At 76.2% G+C, this 24157-nt stretch carries 20 protein-coding genes and 1 riboswitch; of the genes, 9 read left to right on the top strand and 11 right to left on the bottom strand.

Annotated elements, in window-relative coordinates:
* Window positions 1–226: 226 nt before the first annotated feature.
* From ACQP17_RS08795 to ACQP17_RS08805, 3 genes are all read right to left on the bottom strand, one after another.
* Window positions 227–1681, bottom strand: coding sequence for a hypothetical protein (locus ACQP17_RS08795; protein ID WP_433855764.1), 1455 nt, complete (start codon window positions 1679–1681; stop codon window positions 227–229).
* A gap of 157 nt (window positions 1682–1838) precedes the next feature.
* On the bottom strand, window positions 1839–2966 hold the full coding sequence (locus tag ACQP17_RS08800) for an alpha/beta hydrolase (protein WP_433855765.1): 1128 nt from the start codon (window positions 2964–2966) through the stop codon (window positions 1839–1841).
* Between the two features lie 85 nt (window positions 2967–3051).
* Window positions 3052–3720: a class II aldolase/adducin family protein gene (locus ACQP17_RS08805; RefSeq protein WP_364877245.1), complete on the bottom strand. Its 669-nt coding sequence runs from the start codon at window positions 3718–3720 to the stop codon at window positions 3052–3054.
* A 326-nt stretch (window positions 3721–4046) separates the two neighbouring features.
* On the opposite strand from ACQP17_RS08805, the gene ACQP17_RS08810 reads away from it, so the two are divergent.
* The 9 genes from ACQP17_RS08810 to cobC all read left to right on the top strand — a co-directional run bounded on the left by ACQP17_RS08810 (window position 4047) and on the right by cobC (window position 15580).
* A complete protein-coding gene (locus ACQP17_RS08810) occupies window positions 4047–5363 on the top strand; it encodes an anion permease (RefSeq protein ID WP_433855766.1) in 1317 nt (438 codons plus the stop codon).
* Window positions 5364–5385: 22 nt separating this feature from the next.
* Entirely contained in the window at window positions 5386–5622 is a 237-nt protein-coding gene (locus ACQP17_RS08815; RefSeq protein ID WP_433855767.1) for a hypothetical protein, read from the top strand.
* A 247-nt stretch (window positions 5623–5869) separates the two neighbouring features.
* A riboswitch (cobalamin riboswitch) is annotated at window positions 5870–6021 on the top strand.
* 136 nt (window positions 6022–6157) lie between these two features.
* Window positions 6158–7153 carry a cobalamin biosynthesis protein gene (locus ACQP17_RS08820; protein ID WP_433855768.1) on the top strand — a complete coding sequence of 332 codons (996 nt, stop codon included), beginning with the start codon at window positions 6158–6160 and terminating at the stop codon, window positions 7151–7153.
* Window positions 7154–7211: 58 nt separating this feature from the next.
* Window positions 7212–8819, top strand: coding sequence for a cobyric acid synthase (locus ACQP17_RS08825; RefSeq protein WP_433855769.1), 1608 nt, complete (start codon window positions 7212–7214; stop codon window positions 8817–8819).
* A gap of 55 nt (window positions 8820–8874) precedes the next feature.
* Window positions 8875–11004, top strand: coding sequence for a putative cobaltochelatase (locus ACQP17_RS08830; RefSeq protein ID WP_433855770.1), 2130 nt, complete (start codon window positions 8875–8877; stop codon window positions 11002–11004).
* The gene (gene cobO / locus ACQP17_RS08835; protein WP_364877234.1) at window positions 11004–11600 is read left to right on the top strand and encodes a cob(I)yrinic acid a,c-diamide adenosyltransferase; all 597 of its coding nucleotides are present in this window, start codon (window positions 11004–11006) and stop codon (window positions 11598–11600) included. Before ACQP17_RS08830 ends, cobO begins: the two co-directional genes overlap by 1 nt.
* A 25-nt stretch (window positions 11601–11625) precedes the next feature.
* A complete protein-coding gene (locus ACQP17_RS08840; RefSeq protein WP_433855771.1) occupies window positions 11626–13017 on the top strand; it encodes a cobyrinate a,c-diamide synthase in 1392 nt (463 codons plus the stop codon).
* Complete coding sequence (locus ACQP17_RS08845; protein ID WP_433855772.1) at window positions 13014–14486, top strand: cobalamin biosynthesis protein; 1473 nt, start codon at window positions 13014–13016, stop codon at window positions 14484–14486. The genes ACQP17_RS08840 and ACQP17_RS08845 overlap by 4 nt, the downstream gene beginning before the upstream one ends.
* 2 nt (window positions 14487–14488) lie before the next feature.
* On the top strand, window positions 14489–15580 hold the full coding sequence (cobC, locus tag ACQP17_RS08850; RefSeq protein ID WP_433855773.1) for an Rv2231c family pyridoxal phosphate-dependent protein CobC: 1092 nt from the start codon (window positions 14489–14491) through the stop codon (window positions 15578–15580).
* A gap of 169 nt (window positions 15581–15749) precedes the next feature.
* Here cobC and ACQP17_RS08855 read toward each other — a convergent pair whose 3' ends face one another.
* The 8 genes from ACQP17_RS08855 to ACQP17_RS08890 form a co-directional block, all read right to left on the bottom strand.
* On the bottom strand, window positions 15750–16817 hold the full coding sequence (locus tag ACQP17_RS08855; RefSeq protein ID WP_433859856.1) for an SCO1860 family LAETG-anchored protein: 1068 nt from the start codon (window positions 16815–16817) through the stop codon (window positions 15750–15752).
* Window positions 16818–17046: 229 nt separating this feature from the next.
* Complete coding sequence (locus tag ACQP17_RS08860; protein WP_433855774.1) at window positions 17047–17616, bottom strand: hypothetical protein; 570 nt, start codon at window positions 17614–17616, stop codon at window positions 17047–17049.
* A complete protein-coding gene (locus tag ACQP17_RS08865) occupies window positions 17613–19049 on the bottom strand; it encodes an ATP-binding protein (RefSeq protein WP_433855775.1) in 1437 nt (478 codons plus the stop codon). Before ACQP17_RS08865 ends, ACQP17_RS08860 begins: the two co-directional genes overlap by 4 nt.
* Entirely contained in the window at window positions 19046–19738 is a 693-nt protein-coding gene (locus tag ACQP17_RS08870) for a winged helix-turn-helix domain-containing protein (RefSeq protein WP_433855776.1), read from the bottom strand. The genes ACQP17_RS08865 and ACQP17_RS08870 overlap by 4 nt, the downstream gene beginning before the upstream one ends.
* A gap of 123 nt (window positions 19739–19861) precedes the next feature.
* The gene (locus ACQP17_RS08875) at window positions 19862–20473 is read right to left on the bottom strand and encodes a GerMN domain-containing protein (protein ID WP_433855777.1); all 612 of its coding nucleotides are present in this window, start codon (window positions 20471–20473) and stop codon (window positions 19862–19864) included.
* Window positions 20474–20555: 82 nt separating this feature from the next.
* On the bottom strand, window positions 20556–21806 hold the full coding sequence (locus ACQP17_RS08880) for an acyltransferase family protein (RefSeq protein WP_433855778.1): 1251 nt from the start codon (window positions 21804–21806) through the stop codon (window positions 20556–20558).
* 110 nt (window positions 21807–21916) lie between these two features.
* Window positions 21917–22729 (bottom strand): SGNH/GDSL hydrolase family protein, encoded by an 813-nt coding sequence (locus tag ACQP17_RS08885; protein WP_433855779.1) that lies wholly within the window; start codon window positions 22727–22729, stop codon window positions 21917–21919.
* Window positions 22730–22882: 153 nt separating this feature from the next.
* Window positions 22883–23974 (bottom strand): amidohydrolase family protein, encoded by a 1092-nt coding sequence (locus tag ACQP17_RS08890; RefSeq protein ID WP_433859857.1) that lies wholly within the window; start codon window positions 23972–23974, stop codon window positions 22883–22885.
* Between the last annotated feature and the right edge of the window lie 183 nt (window positions 23975–24157).

Raw genomic sequence — 24157 nt, forward strand, 5'->3', positions numbered from 1 at the left:
GGTGTGTGGGACGTAAAGCGAAGCAGTCCCACACACCGACCCCGGAGGTCCGTCACCGCACCCGACACCCACCGCCCGCCGCAGGCGCAACGGCGAGACGACACCACGGCGCCGCAGAAAACAACGTGGGAAGAACGGTCAAGCGCAGCGGACCGGCCCGCCGCAGGCGCAACGGCGACAAACCCCCACGGCGGGACAGCCGACAACGTGGGAAGACAGACAGCCGTCAAACCCCACCCGTGTGCACTTGGAAGGCCGCCCGTCGGACCGCCTTGGCCAGGGCCGGGTCGGGGTGGGCTGCGGCCAGGGCTACCAGTACCTGGACGGTGCGGGGGTGGCCCACGGCGCGGACCTCCTCCAGGAGGCGGGGGACGGAGCCCTGGACCGCCGAATCCAGGTGGCGGACCAGGAGTTGGGTCTCGCCGTGGTCGGCGACGGCCGCCGCCGTGTCGACCCAGAGCCAGGTCGACTCCTCGCGGGTGAGCACGTCGGGGGCGGTCTCCGGGTCGCCGCCCTCGTGCTCGACCAGCCACAGCAGGGCGTACGGGCGCAGGGCCGGCTCGTCGGCCGCGGCGCGGACGGCGGCCTCGGCCGGTGCGCCGACCGCCCGCAGCGCCTCGAAGGCCAGGCCGCGCAGCAGGGCGTCCTCGCCGCGGGCCACGGTCAGCAGTTCCTCGACGGCCGCGCCGACGGAGCGGGCGGCGAGCCAGGCGCGGTATTCGGTGCGGGCGGGTCCGGGGGTGAGGCGGGCGCAGCCCCGCAGCATGGCCTCGGCGGACTGTTCGATGTGGCCGGCCGGGCTCTGCGCGGCGACGCAGATCTGTTCCAGCTTGACCCACACCGACCAGTTGCCGAGCGGGGTCAGCTGCGCCTCGGACGCCTCGTGGACGGCCTCGTGGACGCCGTCCGGCGCCCCGCCCGGGGGCACCAGCGCGCCGACGATCCGCAGCGCGTCCAGCGCCCAGGCCAGCAGCTCGGCCAGCGACGCCCCCGCGGCGTCGTCGGCCGCGGCCGCGGCGTCGTCGGTGCCGCCGGGGGCGGGCTCCTGGCCGTAGGGGACCTCGCAGCGCTCGGTCCGCAGCTCGGCGACGCGCTGGTCCAGCATGTCCAGCAGCACCGGCAGCTGGACCGGCCCGGCCGACAGGTGCAGCAGGGACAGCAACTGGGGCAGCGCCTCGACGACTTCGGCGACCATCGCGGGGCCGGCTGCGGCCGGGGCGGGGCGGGCCAGCGACCAGGCGTCGAACAGTGCGACCCAGCCGCGCAGCACGGCGGTGTCGTCGCGGTCCCAGGCGCGCAGCCGCCAGCCGGGGCGGGCCAGGCCGTCGTGCAGTTCGACGAGTCCGGCGAGGCGGGCCCGGTCCCAGTCGACGCGGACCTGCCGCGGTGTCAGGCGCAGCGCCTCGGCGGCGCGTTCCACCGCCGCTTCCGGCAGTGCGCCGTCGGGGCCGGCGCGCAGGCTGCCGCCGGTGTTGCCGGCGCTGTCGGCCCACCGGGCGAGGCGGGCCGCGCCGGCCAGCACGGCGCGGGCCTGCCGGGCCAGCTCCGCCGGCGGCGGGGTGCCCTCGGGCGGGCGGGGCGCCGGGCGCTTGGTCCTGGTTGTCACCGCTCGGCGGGCGGCCGCAACCGGTTGACGGGGGACGAGTCGGAGCCGGGAGTCGCGCGGGGTACGGGACGTCACAGGAGCAGTGTTGCCGCTGGCGGCCCGAAAGCCCAATCGGAACCCCCTCGCGGCTCTCCCCGACCGTGCCATTGCACCGCCCCATCCCTGATGAGGGGAGTTGTCCCGCCGTATGCCCGGGCTTCACGCGGGCGGTGCCCGGCAGCGGGACCACGGGCTACATGAGAGGGGTGAGGAAGCGCCGCAGGGCCTCTTCGTAGTGCGAGGGGTCGGCGTTCCACATCGCGGCGTGCGGGGCATGCGGAACCGGCTGAAGCGTGATCAGGTCGCCACGGCGGGCGGCGAACGAGCGGGAGGCCGTCCAGGGGGCGATCCGGTCGTCGGGGCCGTGGAAGAGCAGGGTGGGGATGTCCAGCTCCGCCGGGTCGACGGCGTCGGCGGGCCGGTCCAGGGGTACCCCCGTGGAGCCCTCGGCGGCGCGCACCACCAGCGGCATCAGGGCGCGCGGGATCCGCCGGGCGCCGGCCAGCGCGCGGATCGTGGCGCCCCGGTCCAGGACCGGGGAGTCCAGCACGAGCCCGCTGATCCGGTCGCGCAGCGCGGAGCGGGTGGCGGCCCGCAGTGCCATGGTCGCGCCGGTGGACCAGCCGTGGAGGACGACGGCCTGGGCGCCGTAGCGGACGGCGTAGCGGATCGCCGCGTCCACGTCGCGCCATTCGGTGTCGCCGAGGTGGTGGATGCCGTCCGCGGTGCGCGGGGCACCGGGGTCGTTGCGGTAGGCCAGGTCGAGGACGGGCAGCCGGTGGCGGTGCAGGAACGGCATGACCACCATGGGGTGCTCGCGGGTGGTGCCGAGGCCGTGGACGGTGATCACCCAGGTGTCGCGGACGCCGGGCACGAACCACGCGGGGAGCGCGCCGAGTTCACCGGGGACGTCGACGTCGGCGTGGTCGAGGCCGAGGGCGTCCCGGGGGTTGCCGAGGTGCACCTGCGGGGTGAGCCGCATCCGGTGGCCCGGGCGCAGGGTGCCGTGGGTGACCCGCTCCAGGCGGCGGACGACCGCGTCGGCGGGGTGCGGGATGCCGTGGACGACCGAGCCGACGACCGCGTGGCAGCCGCTGCCGGTGAGTCCGTAGGTGCCGGGCCGCAGGGTCGCCAGGCTGCGGGTGAGGGCGATGCGGCTCTCGGTGGCGGAGTGCACGGTGAGCCGGGAGTCGCCCGGGAACGGCTGATCCGGCGAGGGTTTCAGGGCAGTGTCGCTGGCGTACCGGCCGACCGCCACGGCGGCCGCCCCGGCACCTATCACGGTGATGGCGGCCGCGGCCGCCGCAGTACCCAGGCGCACCTCACCAGTGTGCGCAGCGCCGCCGGGTGCGGCCACCCGGCGGCGGTCGTGCGGGTGAGGGGCCGGGCGGCCGGGCCGGCGGCGGTCAGTCCGTGCCGCGGCCTTGCTGCCCGTAGCCGCGCAGCCGGGCCGCGGCCGCGTCGAGCTGCCCGTCCGACAGCAGGCTCGGGGTGTGGCCCGGGACGGACTGGGCGGTGAGCCAGACGCGGCACATCCACTCCAGCTGGGCGGTGCGGTCCAGGGCCTCGCCGAGGCTGTCGCCGTAGGTCATGGTGCCGTGGTTCTGCAGCAGACAGCCGGTGCGGTCGCGGAGCGCGTCGAGCATGTGGGCGGCGAGTTCGTCGCTGCCGTAGAGGGCGTAGGGGGCGACGCGGACGGGGCCGCCGAGGGCCGCGGTCATGTAGTGGACGGGCGGGAGTTGGGGCACGAGGGTGGAGACGGCGGTGGCGTACGGGGCGTGGGTGTGGACGACGGCGGCGGCCGGGGTGCTGCGGTAGACCGCCAGGTGCATCGGGAGTTCGCTGGTCGGCCGGAGGGTGCCGATGATCTGGTGGCCTTCCAGGTCGACCGCGGTGAGGTCGCCGGGGCCGAGCCGGTCGTAGGGCACGCCGCTGGGGGTGACCAGGACCAGGTCCTTCAGGCGGCAGGAGACGTTGCCGGAGGTGCCGACGACCAGGCCGTCGGCGACGGTCCGGCGGGCGGTGGTGACGAGGTCGCTCCAGGCTGCGGCGAGGTGGTCGGGGTGGTCCGTCATGGGTCCTCCGGCGGCGGTGCGGCGAATACGGATGCGGCTGCGCGACACCGTACGAGCGGGCCGGGGCGTCGTGCACCGCGGCCCGCCGGACCGGGGTGCGCTCTCGCGGGTCACCGTGGCCTCGGCGGGGCGGTTGCCGCGTGCCCAACTGCGCGCGTGCACAGCATCCGCAGACCGCCAACGGGTGAGGCGGAAGTGACGGATGAGGTGCCTCCGCGTGAACAGTGCGGTGGTGTCATCACTCCGCCCGTCCCAGTTCACCTCCCGTTCACCCGATCTCCGTACGGTCCCAGCGACACTGACCTTCGAACTGATTGCCTGGGTGAATGGAACACATCACGCTTCTCATCGGGATCGTGATCGTCACGGCCTTGGTGTTCGACTTTACGAACGGCTTCCACGACACGGCCAACGCGATGGCCACCACCATCTCCACCGGGGCGTTGCGACCCAAGACCGCGGTGGCGATGTCGGCGGTGCTCAACCTCGTCGGTGCGTTCCTGTCCGTGGAGGTGGCCAAGACCATCTCCGGCGGGATCATCGACGAAGGCGCCGGCATCAGACCAGAAGTGATCTTCGCCGGACTCGTCGGCGCGATCGTCTGGAACCTGCTGACCTGGCTCGCGGGTCTGCCCTCCAGCTCCTCCCACGCCCTGTTCGGCGGTCTGATCGGCGCGACCCTGGTGTCCGTCGGCACCCACGGCGTGCACGGTGAGGCCGTGGTGATGAAGGTCCTGATCCCGGCGGTGGCCGCGCCGTTCGTGGCCGGTCTGGCCGCGATGGCGGCGACCCGGCTCACCTACCGGCTGACCCGCGACCGCGCCGAGGCGGACACCGCCAAGGGCTACCGCGCGGGCCAGATCGCCTCCGCCGCCCTGGTCTCCCTCGCCCACGGCACCAACGACGCCCAGAAGACGATGGGTGTGATCACGCTCGCGCTGATCACCGGCGGGGTCGTCGCCCCGCACGCCGACCCGCCGCTGTGGGTCATCGCCTCGGCCGGTCTGGCCATCGCGCTCGGCACGTACCTGGGCGGCTGGCGGATCATCCGCACGATGGGCAAGGGCATCACGGACATCCAGCCGCCGCAGGGCTTCGCCGCCCAGACCGGCGCCGCGGCCACCATCCTGGCCTCCTCCCACCTCGGCTTCGCGCTCTCCACCACCCAGGTCTGCTCCGGTGCCGTGATGGGCTCGGGCCTGGGCCGCAAGGGCGGCGTGGTGCGCTGGTCCACGGCCGGCCGGATGGTCGCCGCCTGGGGCCTGACGCTGCCGGCCGCCGGTGTGGTCGCGGCGGGCGCCGCGTTCCTCGCGGGGCAGGGCGACTGGGGCGTCGCGGCGGTGGCCGTGCTCGCGCTCGCCGTCTGCGGCGCGATCTGGTTCGCCTCCCGGCGCAAGCCGATCGACCACACCAACGTCAACGAGGGCACGGCGGCGGAGCCGGCCGGCGTGGTGACCACCGCGCTGCGCACGGTCTCCCCTCCCCCGGCAGGCCAGCCCGCATCGGCCGACGGCGCACCGGAGACCGCCGGGGTGCCCGACCGGGCGACCACCCCCGACGCCGCGGTGCCCGCCCAGCCGGCCGCCCCCGGCGCCACCTCCACCCCCGCTCCGCGCCGCAAGGCCGCGACGGTCCCCCGCTAGCCGTCCTCACCAAAGGAACCTCATGACCATCGATTGGGCAGCTCTCGGCCAGGTCTTCGGCGTCACCCTCGTGGTGACGGTCGGGATCGTGGGCCTGTTCACCGTCGGCATCGTCGGCGCGTCCCGCAGGCCGGCCCAGGAGGGCGTGGCGGTCGCGGTCGCCGCCCCGGGCGCCGGTGCGCGGGCAGGAGCGGTGACCGCCTTCGCCCTGTGCGCGGTGGCCGTGGCCTACGGCATCTATCTGATCGTCGCCGCCTGACGCAGCCGCCAGCGGCGGCACGAGGGCGGTCACGGACCCGGTGAGGCGTCCGGCGGGCACGGCATCAGCCGTCGTCCACCGGGCGCCTTTCCCGTGGGCTCCCGGCCGGCCGGCGGGTCATCGGCCTCGTGACGCCGGCCCGTGGCGTGGGCCACACCCCCGTCGCGGGGCAGCGTCGAAGGTCAAGGGTGAGTTGACGGGCATTCGCGGGGCGTGGTGGACTGCCGGGGCCATTCGGCGACAGCTGAGGAAGTCCGGTGCGAATCCGGCGCGGTCCCGCCACTGTCACCGGGGAGGGTTCCTCCAGCGAAGGCCACGGCCCCTCGCGCGCACGCCGGACGGCGGACGCGTCGGGGCGGGAAGGCCGGAGGACTCGCCGATCCGGGGAGCCAGGAGACTCATGTCGCCGTCACGTCGAGCCAGGGCGCGGACCCTGAGTGAGGACATACCGCCATGCCCGGCCGCCTGCCGAGATCCCCACTGCCCGCTGCCGCAGAGCCCGTTGGTGGGCACCCCGTAGCGACGGTGTGACCCGGTGCGCGGCGAACACGCGGGATATGCGTGCGGCGCGGTACTCGGCTTCCTCGGCGACCTCATCGCGGCGGATCCCCGGCGCGGCCATCCGGTGGCCGCCTTCGGCCGGGCCGCGGCCGCCGTCGAACGCTGCCTGTGGCGCGACCACCGCGGATCCGGTACGGCCCACGCCGTGCTGTGCGCGGGCGGTGCCGCCGCCGGTGCCGCACTGGCGCAGCGGGCCCTGCGCACCGCCGCCCCGGCCCCGTTGCGGGACGGCGCCCGGATCGCGCTGACCGCGGCCACGGTCTGGGCCGTACTGGGCGGCACCTCGCTCGGCCGGGAGGCGCGGGCCGTCGGCGGCGCGCTGGCGGCGGGCGATCTGGACGCGGCGCGGGAGCGGCTGCCCCATCTGTGCGGGCGCGATCCGCAGGCCCTGGACGGGCCGCAGATGGCCCGCGCGGTGGTGGAGTCGGTGGCCGAGAACACCTCGGACGCGGTGGTCGGTGCCCTGGTCTGGGGCGCGGTGGGCGGAGTGCCCGGACTGGTGGCGTTCCGGGCCGTGAACACCCTGGATGCAATGGTGGGGCACAAGTCGCCCCGGTACCGCCGGTTCGGCTGGGCCTCGGCCCGGCTCGACGATCTCGCCGGCTGGCCCGGCTCCCGGCTGACCGCCGCCCTCACCGTCCTCACCGGCCCCGGCCGGCGCGGTGCGCTGCGGGCCTGGCGGGCGGACGGCGGCGCGCACCCGAGCCCCAACGCGGGCCCCGTGGAGGCGTCGTTCGCGGGCGCTCTGGGGGTGCGGCTGGGCGGCACGCTGGCGTACGGCGGGCGGGTGGAACACCGTCCGGTGCTCAACGGCGGGGCGCGGAAGGTGGCGGTGGCCGACATCGAACGGGCCGTGCGGCTCTCGCGCCGGGTGAGTGCGCTGGCGCTGGCGGCGACCCTCGCGGCGCGGCCGGCGGCCGGCGCGGTGGTGCGGGCGGCGGTGCGGCGGCGTGCGGTGGGGCAGGGATGAGGCCTGCGGTGTGTCCGCCGGAGGGGCGGCGCGGGGGCCGGCACACGAGGAGGATCCGGTGACGTACGGGCAGCAGAAGGCGTCCGGCGGGGCGGTCGGCGGTGGCCTGTTGGTGGCCGGCACGACGTCCGACGCCGGCAAGAGCGTGGTGACGGCGGGGATCTGCCGCTGGCTGACCCGCCAGGGCGTGCGGGTGGCGCCGTTCAAGGCGCAGAACATGTCGCTGAATTCGTTCGTCACGCGCGAGGGCGCGGAGATCGGACGGGCCCAGGCGATGCAGGCCGCCGCGGCGCGGGTGGAGCCGACCGCGCTGATGAACCCGGTGCTGCTCAAGCCGGGCAGCGACCGCAGCAGCCAGGTGGTGCTGCTGGGCAAGCCGGTGGGTGAACTGAGCGCGCGGGGATACTTCGGGGAGGCCGGGGGGTCGTCCCCCGGGAACACGCCGTACGCGGGCCGCCGGGAGCAGTTGCTCGGCACGGTCACCGACTGCCTGGCGGAGCTGCGGCGCACCCATGACGCGGTGATCTGCGAGGGCGCCGGCAGCCCCGCGGAGATCAACCTGCGGCGCACCGACATCGTCAACATGGGCCTGGCCCGGGCCGCCCGGATCCCGGTGGTGGTGGTCGGCGACATCGACCGCGGCGGGGTCTTCGCCTCCTTCTTCGGCACCACGGCGCTGCTCTCCGCGGCGGACCAGGCGCTGGTCGCCGGGTATCTCGTCAACAAGTTCCGGGGCGACGTGACGCTGCTGGAGCCGGGCTTGGAGATGCTGCGCGGCCTCACCGGGCGGCAGACGCTGGGCGTACTGCCGTTCGCGCACGGCCTGGGCATCGACGAGGAGGACGGGCTGCGGGTGTCGCTGCGCGGCGCGGTGCGCGAGAGCGTGGTGGCGCCGCCGCACGGCAGCGAGGTGCTGCGGGTGGCGGTGTGCGCCGTACCGCTGATGTCGAACTTCACGGACGTGGACGCGCTGGCGGCGGAGCCGGGCGTGGTGGTGCGGTTCGTGGACCGGGCCGAGGAGCTGACCGACGCGGACCTGGTGGTGCTGCCGGGGACCCGGGGCACGGTCCGGGCCCTGGAGTGGCTGCGCGCCCGGGGGCTGGCGGACGCGGTCGCGCGGCGGGCCGCCGAGGGCCGGCCGGTGCTGGGCATCTGCGGCGGCTTCCAGATGCTGGGCGAACTCATCGAGGACGACGTCGAGTCGAAGGCGGGCACCGTCAAGGGCCTCGGGCTGCTGCCGGTGCGGGTGCGGTTCGCCGCGGAGAAGACCCTGGCGCGGCCGTCCGGCCGGGCGCTGGGCGAGCCGGTGGAGGGGTACGAGATCCACCACGGGGTCGCCGAGGTGACCGGCGGCGACGAGGCGTTCGTCGCCGACGAGCGGGGGCGCGCCCTGGACGGCTGCCGGTCCGGCTCCGTGTGGGGCACGCACTGGCACGGCTGCCTGGAGAGCGACGGCTTCCGCCGGGCCCTGCTGCGGCGGGTCGCCACGGACGCCGGCCGGGCGTTCGTGCCCGCCCCGGACACCTGTTTCGCCGCCCTGCGCGAGGAGCAGCTGGACCGGCTGGGCGATCTGATCGAGGAACACGCGGACACGGCCGCCCTGTTGCGGCTGATCGAGAAGGGGGTACCGGACGGGCTGCCGTTCGTGCCTCCCGGGGCGCCATGAGGGGTACCCGAGCGACGAATCCGGAGCCCGACGGCGACGTGGAGGACGACACAGCATGACAACCCCGCACGACACGACCCCGCAGTACCCCTTCACCGCGGTGGTGGGCATGGACGACCTGCGGCTGGCGCTGCTGTTGAACGCGGTGAGCCCCGCGGTCGGCGGTGTGCTGGTCCGCGGCGAGAAGGGCACCGCCAAGAGCACCGCGGTACGGGCGCTGTCGGCGCTGATGCCGGCCGTGGACGTGGTCGCCGGCTGCCGTTTCGCCTGCGCCCCGGCCGCGCCCGACCCCGGCTGTCCCGACGGTCCGCACGGCACGGGCGCCGCCGAGGAGCGCCCCACGCGGATGGTCGAACTGCCGGTCGGCGCCTCCGAGGACCGGCTGGTCGGCGCACTGGACATCGAGCGGGCCCTGTCCGAGGGCGTGAAGGCCTTCGAGCCCGGTCTGCTGGCGGACGCGCACCGCGGCATCCTCTACGTCGACGAGGTCAATCTGCTCCACGACCACCTGGTGGACCTGCTGCTGGACGCGGCCGCCATGGGTGCCTCGTACGTGGAGCGCGAGGGCGTCTCGGTCCGGCACGCGGCGCGCTTCCTGCTCGTCGGGACGATGAACCCCGAAGAGGGCGAGCTGCGGCCGCAGTTGCTGGACCGGTTCGGCCTCACGGTCGAGGTCGCCGCCTCCCGGGAGCCCGGTCTGCGGGTGGAGGTCGTGCGGCGCCGGCTGGCCTACGACGCCGATCCGGCCGGTTTCGCCGCGCGCTGGGCGGACGAGGAGGAGGCGCTGCGCCGCCGGATCGCCGTGGCCCGCGAGCTGCTGCCGGACGTGACGCTGGGGGACGCGCCGCTGCGCCAGATCGCCGCGACCTGCGCCGCGTTCGAGGTGGACGGGATGCGCGCGGACATCGTGATGGCGCGCACCGCCACCGCGCTGGCCGCGTGGGCGGGGCGGACCCGGGTCGAGGAGGAGGACGTCCGGCAGGCCGCGCTGCTGGCGCTGCCGCACCGCCGGCGCCGCAACCCGTTCGACGCGCCGGGCCTGGACGAGGACAAACTGGACCGCACCCTGGAGGAGTTCGGGGCGGATCAGGACACGGACGGGGACGACGATCCGGAGCCGGAGGGTCCGGACGACGGCCCCGGGGGCGGCGGGCCGGACGACGGCGGCCCGGACGGCGGCGGGTGCCCGCCGCGGGACGGCGGCCCGGAGGGGTCGGCCGCGGGCCCCGAACTCCCCCACCAGCAGGAGCGGGAGCCCCCCCGGGAACAGCCCGCGGCCCCCGAACAGGACGCGGAGGCGGGCCGGGCGCCGGAGCCGGCCGGGCAGAGCGCACCGGGCGCGGGCGGCGAGAGCGCCGCGGTCGGCGCCGCCGAGCCGTTCCGCACCCGGCGGCTGGACGTGCCGGGGCTGGGCGAGGGCGCGGACGGCCGCCGCTCGCGGGCGCGCACCGCGCACGGCCGGACCACCGGTGCCCGGCGCCCGCACGGCGCCCTCGGCAAGCTGCACCTGGCCGCGACCGTGCAGGCCGCGGCGCCGCACCAGCGGGTGCGCGGCCGCAGCGGGCCGGGCCTGGTGGTGCGCCGCGACGATCTGCGCGAGGCGGTGCGCGAGGGGCGGGAGGGCAATCTGGTCCTGTTCGTCGTCGACGCCTCCGGGTCGATGGCGGCCCGCAAGCGGATGAGCGCCGTCAAGGGCGCGGTGCTCTCGCTGCTGCTCGACGCCTACCAGCGGCGCGACAAGATCGGCATGATCACCTTCCGGGGCACCGGCGCCGAGCTGGCGCTGCCGCCGACGTCCTCGGTGGAGGCGGGCGCGGCGCGGCTGGAGCAGCTGCCGACGGGCGGCCGTACACCGCTGTCGGAGGGCCTGCTGCGGGCCCACGAGGTGCTGCGGGTGGAGCGGATGCGCGACGCCTCGCGGCGGCCGCTGGTGGTGGTCGTCACCGACGGGCGGGCCACCGGCGGACCCGAGCCGGTGGTGCGGGCCGCCCGCGCGGCCCGGCTGCTGGCCGGCGCGGGCACCGCCTCGGTGGTCGTGGACTGCGAGGCGGGACCGGTGCGGCTGGGGCTCGCCGGCGAGCTGGCCCGCGAGCTGCAGGGCAGTGCCATCACCCTCGACGAACTGCGCGCGGACAGCGTCTCCGCGCTCGTACGGACCGTGCAAGGCAACAGGAAGGCAGCGTAATGCCGCAGGGACAGCCGTCCGTCGTTCCCGACGACGGGCTCACCACCCGCCAGCGCCGCAACCGCCCGCTGGTGTTCGTCCACACCGGCCAGGGCAAGGGCAAGTCCACCGCCGCCTTCGGGCTGGCGCTGCGCGCCTGGAACCAGGGCTGGCCGGTCGGGGTGTTCCAGTTCGTGAAGTCGGCGAAGTGGAAGGTCGGCGAGGAGCGGGCGCTGAAGGTGCTCGGGGAGTCCGGCGAGGGCGGCACGGTCGCCTGGCACAAGATGGGCGAGGGCTGGTCGTGGGTGCAGCGTGACATCACCTCCAGCGAGGACGCGGCCCGCGAGGGCTGGGAGCAGGTCAAGCGCGATCTCGCCGCGGAGACCTACAAGCTGCTGGTGCTCGACGAGTTCGCCTATCCGCTGAAGTGGGGCTGGATCGACACCGACGAGGTGGTCTCGGCGCTGCGCGACCGCCCCGGCACCCAGCACGTCGTCATCACCGGCCGCGGCGCCCCGGAGGCGCTGCTGGACTTCGCCGACCTGGTGACGGACATGACCAAGGTCAAGCACCCGATGGACGCGGGCCAGAAGGGCCAGCGGGGGATCGAATGGTGACCTCGGCACACCGGGCGCGCACGGCATGAGCGGCGGCTCGATCCCCCGGCTGGTGATCGCCGCGCCGTCGTCGGGCGCGGGGAAGACGACCGTGGCGACGGGGCTGATGGCGGCGTTCACCGAGGCCGGGCTCACGGTCTCGCCGCACAAGGTCGGCCCCGACTACATCGATCCGGGCTACCACTCCCTGGCCACCGGCCGGCCCGGCCGCAATCTGGACGCGTTCCTGTGCGGCACGGACCGGATCGCGCCGCTGTTCCTGCACGGCGCGGCGGGCGCGGATCTGGCCCTGGTCGAGGGCGTGATGGGACTGTTCGACGGGGCCTCGGACCGGGGTGAGCTGTCCTCGACGGCGCAGGTCGCGAAGCTGCTGCGGGCGCCGGTGGTGCTGGTGGTGGACGCCTCCTCGCAGTCCCGGTCGGTGGCCGCGCTGGTGCACGGCTTCGCCTCGTGGGACCCGGAGGTGCGGCTGGCCGGGGTGATCCTCAACAAGGTCGGCTCGGACCGTCACGAACAGCTGCTGCGCGAGGCGATGGACTCCTCGGGGGTGCCGGTGCTCGGCGCGCTGCGCCGCGACGGACGGGCCGGCACACCCTCCCGGCATCTGGGCCTCGTACCGGTCGCCGAACGGCGGGCCGAGGCGGTGGAGTCGGTGGGCGAGCTCGCCGCACGGATCCGCGCGGGCTGCGACCTGCCGGCGCTGCTGGCGCTGGCGCACAGCGTGCCGGAGCTGCCGGACGTGCCGTGGGATCCGGCGGCGGAGCTGGCCCCCGCGGCGGGGACGGCCGCGCCCGCCGCGAGGCCGCTGATCGCGGTCGCCGGCGGCCCCGCGTTCACCTTCTCCTACGCCGAGCACGCCGAGCTGCTGGCCGTCGCGGGCGCCGACGTGGTGCCCTTCGACCCGCTGCACGACGAGGAACTGCCGCCCGGCACCCGGGGGCTGGTGATCGGCGGCGGCTTCCCCGAGGTCTACGCGCCGGACCTGTCGGCGAACGCGCCGCTGCGTGCGGCGGTGGCCGCGCTGGCCGCCTCGGGTGCGCCGGTGTCCGCCGAGTGCGCCGGGCTGCTCTATCTGTCCCGGTCGATCGACGGGAAGCCGATGTGCGGGGTGCTGCCCGCCGAGGCCCGGATGACCGAGCGGCTGACCCTCGGCTACCGCGAGGCGGTGGCGCTGGAGGACAACGCGCTGGCCGCGGCCGGGACCCGGGTGCGGGGCCACGAGTTCCACCGCACGGTGCTGGAGCCGGGGGCGGGCGCGGATCCCGCGTGGGGCCTGACCCATCCGGAGCGGCGGGTGGAGGGCTTCGTGACCGGCGGGGTGCACGCCTCGTATCTGCATGTGCACTGGGCCGCCGAACCGTCGCTGGCCGGGCGGCTGGTGGCGGGCGCCGCCCGGGTCGCCGCGGGCCGGGGATGAGCCTCCGGGCGGCGGGCGGGGCCGGCGCGGAGCCGCTCCGGCTCGCCGCCGGCGTCGGCGCCCGCCCCGGCGTCCCGGCCGGCGAGGTGCTGGAGCTGCTGGGGGCCGCGCTCGCCGCGGTGGGCGGCGGGGCCCGGGTCACCGCGCTGGCGACGGTGGTGGCCAGGGCGGCCGAGCCCGGTCTGCGCGCGGCGGCCCACCGGCTGGGCGTCCCGCTGCTCTCGTTCCCGGCGGCGGAGCTGGCGGCCGTACGGGTGCCGGAGCCGTCCGCCGTCACGGCGGCCGCGGTGGGGACGCCGAGCGTGGCCGAGGCCGCCGCGCTGCTGGCCGCGGGACCGGGCGCCGAACTCGTCGCCGGCAAGCGGAAGTCGGCGCCTCGGGGCCGACCGGCCGGGGCGACCTGTGCGCTCGCCGGGCCGGCGGTAACGGACAAGGGCGGACGTACCGCTGAGAGGGAGGGAGCGGCCGAAGCCCCCTCCCCGGCTGCGGATATCGTCATGACCTCGTCCCACCCGCCCCGTCCGTCCCGGCAGCAGCCGGCGGACGGCGGCCGTCGGCGGCCCGGCGCCCGACAGCACAACCACCGGCACCAAGGAGACCCAGTGACCACTCCTCCCGCACTGCTCATCGCCGGTCACGGCACCCGTGACGAAAGCGGCACCGAGGCCCTGCGCACCCTGGTGCGGGTACTCGGCGAGCGCCGGCCCGGCATCCCGGTCGCCTGCGGGTTCTTCGGCGCCGAGCAGGGACCACTGCCACTGGAGGAGGCCGTCGACGGGCTCGTGGCGCGCGGGGTGACCCGGCTCGCGGTGATACCGCTGCTGCTGGCCCCCACCGGGCCGGTGCCGGAGGCGCTGCCCGCGGTGCTGGAGCGGGCGGCGCAGCGCCACCCCGGCCTCGCGCACGCCTGCGACGCCCCGCTGGGGCCGCACCCCAAGCTGCTCGACGTGCTGGAGCGGCGGCTGGACGAGGCGCTGGGCGGCGGCGCCCGCAGGCCCGAGGACCGGGCGCGCACGACCGTGCTGCTGGTGGGGCGGGGCACCGCCGACGCGCAGGCCAACGCCGAGGTGGTGCGGGCCGCGCGGCTGCTGTGGGAGGGGCGCGGGTTCGCGGCCGTGGAGACCGCGTTCCTCTCCCGGACGGGCCCCGATGTGCCGGCCGGACTGGACCGGTGCCGGGTGCAGGGCGCCGCGGCGGGCGCCGGTACGGGCGGCCGGATCGTGGTGCTGCCCTACTTCTTCTTCCCCGGCGCGCTGTTGGAGCGGCTGCGGATGCAGACCGAGGGCTGGGCCGAGGCGCACCCGGGCACCGAGGTGCTCGGGGCGGGGGTGCTCGGCACGCCCGCCGAGCTGACCGAGGTCGTCATGGAGCGCTACCACGCGACGGTGGCGGGCGATCCGCTGCTGAGCGACGCCACGTGCGGGTGCCGGACGGCGGCGTCCGACGCCCCGCGGACCGGGGAGCGGTGACCGTGCCGACGCGCACCGGAGCCACCCGGCCCCCCTCCCCCGGCCCGGCCGCCCCGCCGCCCGAGCCCGACCTGCGCCATCACGGCGACGCCGAAGTGCGGGGCGCGGACGCCGCGCTGACGGATCTGGCGGTCAATGTCCGCACCGGCACTCCCCCGGCCTGGCTCAAGGCGCGGATCGCCGCGTCGCTGGACACCCTGGCCGCGTACCCGGACGGCCGGGCGGCCCGCCGGGCGGTCGCCGCACGGCACGGACTGCCCGTGGAGCGGGTGCTGCTGACGTCCGGGGCCGCGGAGGCGTTCGTCCTGCTCGCCCGGGCGGTGCGGGCCCGCCGGCCGGTCGTGGTGCATCCGCAGTTCACCGAGCCCGAGGCCGCGCTGCGCGACGCCGGGCACGCGGTCGGCCGGGTGTTGCTCGACGCCGGGGACGGCTTCCGGCTGGATCCGGCCGCGGTCCCCGAGGACGCCGATCTGGTCGTCGTCGGCAACCCCACCAACCCCACCTCGGTCCTGCACCCCGCCGGCGTGCTGGCCCGGCTGGCGCGGCCGGGGCGGACGCTGGTGGTGGACGAGGCGTTCATGGACGCGGTGCCCGGCGAGCGGGAGGCGCTGGCCGGCCGCACGGATCTGCCGGGGCTGGTGGTGCTGCGCAGCCTCACCAAGACGTGGGGGCTGGCCGGGCTGCGGATCGGCTATGTGCTGGCCGAACCGGACACCGTCGCCGCCCTGGAGCGGGCCCAGCCGCTGTGGCCGGTCTCCAGTCCCGCGCTGGCGGCGGCCGAGGCGTGCTCCGCGCCCGGGGCGCTCGCGGAGGCGGCGGAGGCGGCCGCGCGGATCGCCGCGGACCGGGACCATCTGCTGGCCCGGCTGGGCGCGTTCGGGCAGCTGCGGACCATCGCCCCGGCGGCCGGCCCGTTCGTGCTGCTGCGGCTGCCGGGCGCGGACGGGGTACGGGCCGCGCTGCGGGACCGCGGCTTCGCGGTCCGCCGGGGTGACACCTTCCCCGGCCTGGGCCCCGACTGGCTGCGGCTGGCGGTGCGGGACCGGGCCACGACGGACCGGTTCGCGGCGGCGCTGGGTGAGGTGCTGGCGTAGCGGGGCCGGGCCGCGGGCCGCTGCGGCAAGGCCCCGCCGGAACCCCGGCGGACCACGCGGCCACCAGGATCCCGGCGAGGGGTGAGGCGCGCCGTACGGGCCCGTACGGCGCGCCCCGGCCGTACCTCACACCGCTGCCCCCACAGCACCGGCGTGGTGTACGGGTCCGTCAGCCGCGGCCGCCCTGCGGGGCGGCGGCGCGGCGCCGGCGGGCGTAGCCGATCGAGCCGGCCCCGGCCGCGACCAGCAGGGCCGCGCCACCGGCGAGGTACGGCGTGGCCGAACTGCTGCCGGTCTCCGCGAGGTTCTCCTTGCCGGTCCGGGCCCCGGCCTGGTGCACCTCGGTGCCCCCGCCGGCCGGCTTGCTGCCCCCGCCGGACTGACCACCCGTCTGGCCACCGGACTGCCCGCCCGTCTGGCCACCGGTCTGGCCACCGGACTGCCCGCCCGTCTGACCTCCGGTCTGGCCGCCCGTCTGGCCACCGGACTGCCCGCCGCCGGTGCCGCCGTCGCCGGGGGCCTTGCCGCCCGGCGCGGTGCAGCCGGCCCGGACCAGCGTGACCCGGCCGTGCACCTCGGCGACGTTCAGCTGCAGCGGGTTGAGGGAGACCTTCAGCTCCAGCGCGGTGGCCGCGGCGCTCTTGGACGTGACGTGCTTCTGCGACAGGTCGAGTCGCACCTCGCCCACGCCCGGCACCTTGACGTCCGTCGTCCCGCCCGCCGTGAGCGTGACCTTCTTGCCGAGGACGCGGACGGGTCCGAGCACGTTCGACTCGGCGTGCGGCCGCCGCCCCGTCTCGCACACCGCTTTGGCGGTGACCTGCTGCGCCTCGATCAGGGGCCGCATCGGGGACAGCCCCGGCACCCGCACCGCGGCCCGCACCAGGTTGGCGTAGCCCTCGGTCCCGTGCCGGTCCGCGGTGCCCCGGGCGGTGGCGACATCGGCACGCAGCAGACTGAACGGCCTGCCGTGGTCGAGACGGTCGAGGCGGACGGTGAGCGCGGTCTTGGAGGCCGAGGCCGGGGCGTGGACCTCGTTGAGCACCGCGTTCAGCGGCACGTTGACCGTCTTGTGGAGCAGCCCGATGTCCAGGCCGGTGCGCAGCACGACCGCGTCGGCGGTGCCGCGGGCCGGGCCGTGGCTTCCGGTGGCATGGGCGGGCACGGCGCCGAGGAGGAGGGCGGGGCCGGCCGTGAGCGCGGTGGCAACGAAGGTCGCGGCGAGGCGTCGGGGCATGCCGGAGGAACGGGCGGGACTGGTGGACACGTGTGTGGAACCCTCACAGGAGAAATGGAGCCGCCGGCCGCGCCAATGGGGGACATCGCGCGGGCCGGCGACCTCGACCCGCACATCGTGTCGGCACCGGCGGTGAACAGGGAGCCACGCGCAGTCAGTTCACCCTATTAGGTGGTTTCCGCGCCTCTATTCGATTCGTTCGGCACGGGTGCCCGCCCCGCACCAGCCGTCACGGCGCCGGGGATCCGGTCCCGGTGGGGGCTCCGCTCCCGGTGCTCTCCGGGCTTCCCGGGGTCAGTACGCAGCGCCGGGTGTCCGTGGGACCGCCCGGCGCACGGCGCAGCCCCACTTCCACGTCACCGGTCGCCAGGCCGTCCGCCGCGCCCGCCGCGTCGGCGACCGTGCAGACCAGCTGGCGCAGCGCGGTGCGGCCGGTGCCCCATCCGGCGGGCACGAGGACGTCGACGGTGCCGCGCCGCTGCCCGGTGACGGTGGGCGCGGGGGCGCCGCGCGGCACGAAGGTGACCAGGCCGCGCGCCCGCTCGGCCTCGTCGGGGCCCTCCCGCAGGCGCTCCAGGGCGAGTTGCGGGGAGTCGGCGGGGCGGCCGAGGCGGGAGACGCGTTCGAGACCGAGGGGCGAGGAGAAGTAGACGTGCACGGCGTCCGCGGGGCGGACCGGGTCGCGCAGGCCGGTGGCCGGGGAGCCGGCCGGCGCCGGAGCGGTGTCGCCGATGCCGCAGCCGCCGAGCACCGCCAGCGCCGGCGCGAGCACGAGGAGGATCGCGGGACGGCGTCTCATGCCGGGTTCCTCGGCAGCGTCAGGGTGAACACCGTGCCCCCGCCGGGGGCGTGGGCGGCGGTGAGGGTGCCGCCGTGCAGCCGGGCGTTCTCGGCGGCGATGGCCAGGCCCAGTCCGCTGCCCTCGCTGCGGCTGCGGGCCGCGTCGCCCTTGGTGAAGCGGTCGAAGACATGCGGCAGCAGCTCCTCGGGGATGCCCGGGCCGCCGTCGGTGACGGTCAGCACCAGGGCGTCCTCGCCGGCCCGGGCCCGCAGCCGCACCGGCACCGAAGGGCCGCCGTGGCGCAGGGCGTTGCCGAGGAGGTTGGCCAGGACGACGTCGACGCGGCGCGGGTCGAGACGGGCCCGCAGGCCGTCCGGCACGGTGACCTCGACCCGGTCCTGCCAGTGGCGCAGCGCCAGGGTCTTGCCGACGAGTTCGCCGACGTCGATCTCGTCGAGGTGCAGCACGGCGGCACCGGCGTCGAACCGGGAGATCTCCATCAGGTCCTCGACCATGCGGGCCAGATGGCGGGTCTCGTCGGCGACCAGCGTCAGCGCCTCGGCGGTCTCCGGGTCCAGCCGGCCGGAGGCGGCGTCCTCGTCGAGCACCCCGGTCACGGCCGTCATCGCCGCGAGCGGGGTGCGCATCTCGTGCGAGACGTCGGCGGCGAACCGGCGGGCGCCGGCCTCCATGCGCCGCAGGGCGGTGGCATCGGCCTGCAGGGTCGCGGCCATGGTGTTGAAGGTGCGTCCCAGGTCGGCGAGTTCGTCGTCGCCGGTGACCGCGATGCGGGTGTCGAGCGCGCCTTCGGCCATCTTCTCCGTGGCGGAGCGCAGCTGCCGTACGGGGCGCAGCACCCGGCGGGCGGCGAGCAGCGCGGGCACCAGGGAGACCAGCACGACGGGCAGGACCCCGGCGCGGGCCGCGGCGACCAGCGAACTCACGTCGCGCTGTTCGGGAGCGAGCGAGAAGGAGGCGTAGACGACGAGTCCGGAGGGCCGCGCGGGGCGGTCGGCGGTGGCGACGGGCAGCGCGACGGCCAGCCGGGCCTGCCCGTCGCGGTGGAAGCGCTGCACGACGGCGCCGTCGGCCGAGGACGCAGCGCGGCGCAGCGCGGCGGGGACGGCGGGGGCCGGGGTGGTGGCGGCGACCGGCGGCCCGCCCCGGAAGGCGGCGGCGGTGCGCCAGTTGCGCGCGCCGCCGGCCCGGTCGAGCTGGAGGGTGAGGGCGCGCAGGTCCGGGTCGGTGGGCCGGGCGGGCAGGTCCGGGGCGAGGGAGCCGACCTGGTCGCGCAGGTCGTGCACGGCGCCGTCCTGGGCGCGGTCCAGGATCGCGGTGCGGGCCTGCTGGTAGGTGAGCGCGGCGGTGGTCAGGGCGCTGACCACGGAGACCAGGAGGAAGGCGACGACGAGCCGGGTGCGCAGGCCGCGGGGGATCGGGCGGCGCTTCACAGCGGGCCGAAGCGGTAGCCGAAGCCGCGCACGGTCTGGACGTAGCGCGGGCTGGGCGGATCGTCCTCGATCTTGGACCGCAGCCGCATCACACAGGCGTCGACCAGGCGGGCATCGCCGTAGTAGCTGTGTTCCCAGACCTGTTCGAGGAGTTGCTGGCGGCTGAAGGTCTGCTCCGGCGAGGCGGACAGGAACAGCAGCAGCTTGAGTTCCGAGGGCGCCAGCACCAGCTCCCGGCCGTCCTTGCGCACCCGCAGCCCGACCCTGTCGATGTCCAGGTCCCCGTAGGTCAGGCGCTGTTCGCGCGCCGGCGTTGCGGGCTGCGCGGGGGCCACCCGGCGCAGCACCGCGCGCATCCGGGCCTCGATCAGCTCACCGCTGGCGGGCTTGACGACGTAGTCGTCGGCGCCGGCCTCCAGGCCCACGACGACATCGATGTCGTCGCCGCGCGCGGAGAGGATCACCAGGGGCACCTGGCTGGTCTCGCGGATGCGCCGGCAGACCTCCAGGCCGCTCATGCCGGGCAGCATCAGGTCGAGCAGCACGATCTCCGGTGCGAAGGGCCCGAGCGCCTCCAGGCCGTCCTCGCCGGTGCCGACCGCCTCGGTCTCGTGGCCGCGGCGGCGCAGGCCCAGGGTGACGCCGCGGCGCACGGCCGGATCGTCCTCGATCAGCAGGACGCGTGTCATGTCCGTGCCCTCTCCTCTCCTGCGGTCGGCACCTCCGCCCCGGGTGGGACGGACGGTGGCACAGCTCTTTCTTCAGCGTGGTGCGGTGGCCGCCGGGACCGGGCGCACCGACGGCCGGGCCGGTCAGCGGCCGCCCGCGGGGACGGTGACGCCGGTCTCGTCGCAGGTCACCGCCCAGGAGTCCGCGGCGCCGGAGGGCAGCCCCGACTCGTGGACCCGTACGACCACGTCCACCGGCCGCTTCCCGCCCGGGATGCCCGGTGCCGCGGCGGCCGTGCACACCAGCTGGTGCACCGCGACCTGATCCAGCTCCGACACCAGCCAGGGCAGATAGAGATCGACCGCGCCTTGTGCCGCCTGGGCCCGGACCCGGTGTGTCCCGCCCGGCAGCGCCGTGACCAACCCGCGGGCCCGTTCGGCCGGGGTGGGACCGGCCAGCAGGGCGTTCAGCGCCGTCTGCGGTCCGGCGCCGGGCGGGGCGGGCCGGGTGACGGGCCAGGTGCCGTGCGCGGCGACGAAGTAGGCCCGCACGACCTTCCCGCCGGCCGTCCGCGCCCCGGCCGCGGGCGCACCGGCCGCCGAGGGCCCGGTGTCGGTGACCCCGCAGCCCGCGAGGGCCAGCACCGCGAGCAGCAGGGCAACCGGGACCGGCCACCCGCTCCCGCGACATGAGGTCCTGCGGCGGGTGTTCCGGTGGCGCGCGGCCCCGTGGTGCGCGGTACGCCTCAGCCGCATACCGCCACACCCCTTATGGTCTGCTTCTCCCGCATTCGCCCAGTCTCTCCCCGGTGCCGGGCCCGGCGGCCCGCGCCACCGCCTACGGCGACATCAGCCGCTGCACATCCACCGTTCCGGCCCCCGGCTGCGGCCGCGGCACGGCCGCCCACACCCCCACCGCCACGACGACCGCGGCGAGCAGCGCCACCAGCCCGCGGCGTCCGGTGGCCCACCGCGCCCGGAACCGCACCGGGTCCTCCACCAGCAGCTTCGACAGCACCGCGGCCACCAGCGACAGACCGATCGCCAGCACCGCACGCGCCCAGCCGCCCATGCCGAACACCTTCTGCGGCAGCAGCAGGAACACCGGCCAGTGCCACAGGTAGAGGCTGTACGACAGCTCCCCGAGCCGGCGCGGCACGGCGCTGCCCAGCGCCCGTCCGGTGGGCCCGCCCGGGGCCGCGGCGAGCAGCGCGATGAGCACGGCGGCGGCCAGCGAGTGCGCGAACAGCCCGCCCCGGAAGAGGCCGGGGGCGTTCTGGCCGCCGGTCAGCACCCAGGAGGCCACCAGCCCGCACACCAGCAGCGCGCACACCCCGTCGGCGACCGGGCGCGGGACGCGGGCGGCCAGCCGCCGCACGGGCGCGGTGGCCATCACGGCGCCGAGCAGCAGGGCGAAGGCCCGGGTGTCGGTGCCCTCGTACGCCCGCGTGGTGTCCACGGCGTTGCCGAACTGGAGCATGAGCGCCAGCGACCCGAGGGCGCCCGCACCGGCCAGCAGGGCGACCTGGCGCGGACCGCCCCGGCCGCGCCCGGCGACGGCGACCACCAGCGGCCACACCAGGTAGAACTGCCACTCGACGCCGATGCTCCACAGGTGGGAGAACAGGCGGGTGTCGGAGGCGTTGAAGTATCCGACCTGTTCGGCGATGAAGTGCCAGTTCACCACCTGTGCCGCGGCCCAGGGCGCGTCGTCGAGGGCGAAGCCGAGCAACGACGGCGGCCCGGCCGCCCAGGCCAGCAGCAGGGCCGCGGTGCCCATGACGGCCAGCGCCGGCAGCAGCCGCCGCGCCCGCCGGCCCCAGAAGGCGGGCAGGGCGATCCGGCCCCGCCGCTGCGCCTCCCCCAGCAGCAGCCCCGTGATCAGGAAGCCCGAGAGGACGAAGAACAGGTCGACGCCGAGGAAGCCGCCGCCCAGGTACCCGGCGTGGAACAGCAGCACGGCGGCGACGGCGAGACCGCGCAGCCCGTCGAGCGGGGCGAGGTGGGCCCGGCCGGGAGTGCGCCCCGGGCGCGGGCGGCGGTGCGCGGCGGGAGCGGGAGCGGTGGGCGCGGGAGGGGAGTGAGCCATGGCGGAGTCCTCGGCGGACCGGTGGCCGGTGCGGCCGCCCCGGCGGGTCCACCACGTCGGGAGGGGCGGGGAGACGGTGCGCCGGACACCGGCGCGGGGACCCGAGGGGGTCAGTCGCACTTGAGCTGCGCGTACCGCTTGTCCCCGGTCCAGGAGCCCTGCGCCCACTTGTCGGGCGCGGCCGGGGTGAAGCCGTACTGCTTGCCGAGCCGCTCGGTGAACCACTTGGCGAAGGCGGCCGAGCCCTGCTGGCAGGAGTGGATGCCGTCCGGGGAGCGCCGGGCCTGCTTCCCGGCGCGCTCGGTGCCCCACAGCGGCGTGGTGTCGACGAAGTGGACCTTGCCACCGCTCGCGTCGGCGACCGCCTTGGCCGCCTCCGGCGCGCTCTTGATCGCACCCTCGTACTTCTTGTAGAAGTCATCGATCTTGAACGGCGGGGCGGAGACGAGGTCCAGCTCGGCACCGGCGTCCCGTGCGGTCTTCGCGAGCTTCTCGTACGAGGCGCGCTGCTGCGCGGGGGTGCCCCAGTCGTAGCTGGTGAGCTGGTAGGCGATCACGTCCGGATGGAACGAGGCGAGGTTCTTCTTCAGGTCCTGCCACGTGCCCTGGGCCATCGGGCCGGCCATCTTGTCGCCCTCGACGACCGTGCCGCCGCCGTCGGAGGACATGTTCTTGAAGCGCTGGCCGCTCGCGGTGAGCGCCGCCTCCAGGGGCGGGGCCTCGGCGCCGGCGATGGAGTCACCCATCCACAGCACCTTCTTGCCGGCCTTCTGGTGCCCGGAAGCGTCCGCCGTCCCGCCGCCGGAGCCGCCGCAGCCGGCCAGGGCGGCACCGGCGGTCACGGTGACCAGGGCGAGGGCCGCGAGGGCGGCCGGGCGCCGGTGACGGGGAGGGGTGCGACGAGGTCTGGTTTCGGTGTCCATGCCCCCACGAAACCAGCGGAAATCGCCGGTCAGCGGGGTCGTCATCGGTTGCTCACACGACGGGGATCAGGCCGTCATGCGACCGGGTCCCGCCGGCCCGGGGGCGGGACCGCCCCGAATTCGGTGACGGTCCCGCCCCGGGCCGGGCCCTGCCTAGCCCACGACCTCGCCGCGCAGCACCACCCGGCGGGGCGCGGCCAGGACCCGTACGTCCTCGCGCGGGTCGCTCCCGTAGACCACCAGGTCCGCGGAGGCGCCCTCGGTGAGGCCGGGGCGGCCCAGCCAGTCCCGGGCGCCCCAGGTGGTGGCCGAGAGGGCCGCCACGGCGGGCAGACCGGCCCGGGTCAGCTCGGCGACCTCGTCGGCGACCAGGCCGTGGGCGAGCGCGCCGCCGGCGTCCGTGCCGGCGAAGACGGGCACCCCGGCGTCGTAGGCCGCCCGCACGGTGTCGTAGCGGCGTGCGTGCAGGCGCCTCATGTGGGCGGCCCAGCGCGGGAACTTCCCCTCGCCGCCGTCCGCGAGCCGCGGGAAGGTGGCGATGTTGACGAGCGTGGGGACGATGGCGACGCCGCGCTCCGCGAACAGCGGGATGGTGTCCTCGGTGAGCCCGGTGGCGTGCTCGATGCAGTCGATGCCGGCCTCGACGAGCGGGGCGAGCGAGTCCTCGGCGAAGCAGTGGGCGGTCACCCGGGCGCCGAGCCGGTGGGCCTCGGCGATGGCCGCCTCGACCGCGCCCCGGGGCCAGCAGGACTCCAGGTCGCCGGTGGAGCGGTCGATCCAGTCGCCGACGAGCTTGACCCAGCCGTCGCCGCGGCGGGCCTCCCGGGCGACGTAGGCGACCAGGTCCTCGGGCTCGATCTCGTGCGCGTAGTTGCGGATGTAGCGCTTGGTGCGGGCGATGTGGCGGCCGGCGCGGATGATCCGGGGCAGGTCCTCGCGGTCGTCGATCCAGCGGGTGTCGGAGGGTGACCCGGCGTCCCGGATCAGCAGGGTTCCCGCGTCACGGTCGGTGAGCGCCTGTTTCTCGCTGGTGGGGTCGTCCACCGGGCCGTGCGCGTCGAGGCCCACGTGGCAGTGCGCGTCGACCAGGCCGGGCAGCACCCAGCCCGTCACGGTGGTGGCATCCCGTGCCATGGCCGGCCGGTCGTAGGTGACCCGGCCACCGACGACCCACAGCTCGTCGCGGACCTCGTCCGGCCCGACGAGAACCCTCCCCTTGAGGTGCAGCACCGCACCTTCACTCATGGACGTCATACCGGCACTTTAGGCGCCGCGGGCGGGTGGGCCGAGGGCCCTGCCCCCACCGGCTTCCGGGACATTCGGGCCGCCGGTTCCCCCGGAACCCGGTAATTTCGCCGCGCCTTTGCTCCCGGGCTCTGCGTACAGGCTCCGTATACGTTCCGTGGCCGGATTCCCGAAAAGCTTCCC

It is taken from the genome of Streptomyces kronopolitis (genome assembly GCF_050953795.1).
GTDB classification, from domain to species: Bacteria; Actinomycetota; Actinomycetes; order Streptomycetales; family Streptomycetaceae; genus Streptomyces; species Streptomyces kronopolitis_A.

Bases quoted from the DNA above. Each gene is read 5' to 3' on its own strand.
- ACQP17_RS08885 (WP_433855779.1), bottom strand. From the start codon at position 22,729: ATGGACACCGAAACCAGACCTCGTCGCACCCCTCCCCGTCACCGGCGC.
- ACQP17_RS08815 (WP_433855767.1), top strand. From the start codon at position 5,386: ATGACCATCGATTGGGCAGCTCTCGGCCAGGTCTTCGGCGTCACCCTC.
- ACQP17_RS08805 (WP_364877245.1), bottom strand. From the start codon at position 3,720: ATGACGGACCACCCCGACCACCTCGCCGCAGCCTGGAGCGACCTCGTC.
- ACQP17_RS08860 (WP_433855774.1), bottom strand. From the start codon at position 17,616: ATGAGACGCCGTCCCGCGATCCTCCTCGTGCTCGCGCCGGCGCTGGCG.
- ACQP17_RS08880 (WP_433855778.1), bottom strand. From the start codon at position 21,806: ATGGCTCACTCCCCTCCCGCGCCCACCGCTCCCGCTCCCGCCGCGCAC.
- ACQP17_RS08870 (WP_433855776.1), bottom strand. From the start codon at position 19,738: ATGACACGCGTCCTGCTGATCGAGGACGATCCGGCCGTGCGCCGCGGC.
- ACQP17_RS08890 (WP_433859857.1), bottom strand. From the start codon at position 23,974: ATGAGTGAAGGTGCGGTGCTGCACCTCAAGGGGAGGGTTCTCGTCGGG.
- ACQP17_RS08845 (WP_433855772.1), top strand. From the start codon at position 13,014: ATGAGCCTCCGGGCGGCGGGCGGGGCCGGCGCGGAGCCGCTCCGGCTC.
- ACQP17_RS08855 (WP_433859856.1), bottom strand. From the start codon at position 16,817: ATGCCCCGACGCCTCGCCGCGACCTTCGTTGCCACCGCGCTCACGGCC.
- ACQP17_RS08810 (WP_433855766.1), top strand. From the start codon at position 4,047: ATGGAACACATCACGCTTCTCATCGGGATCGTGATCGTCACGGCCTTG.
- ACQP17_RS08840 (WP_433855771.1), top strand. From the start codon at position 11,626: ATGAGCGGCGGCTCGATCCCCCGGCTGGTGATCGCCGCGCCGTCGTCG.
- ACQP17_RS08830 (WP_433855770.1), top strand. From the start codon at position 8,875: ATGACAACCCCGCACGACACGACCCCGCAGTACCCCTTCACCGCGGTG.
- cobO (WP_364877234.1), top strand. From the start codon at position 11,004: ATGCCGCAGGGACAGCCGTCCGTCGTTCCCGACGACGGGCTCACCACC.
- ACQP17_RS08875 (WP_433855777.1), bottom strand. From the start codon at position 20,473: ATGCGGCTGAGGCGTACCGCGCACCACGGGGCCGCGCGCCACCGGAAC.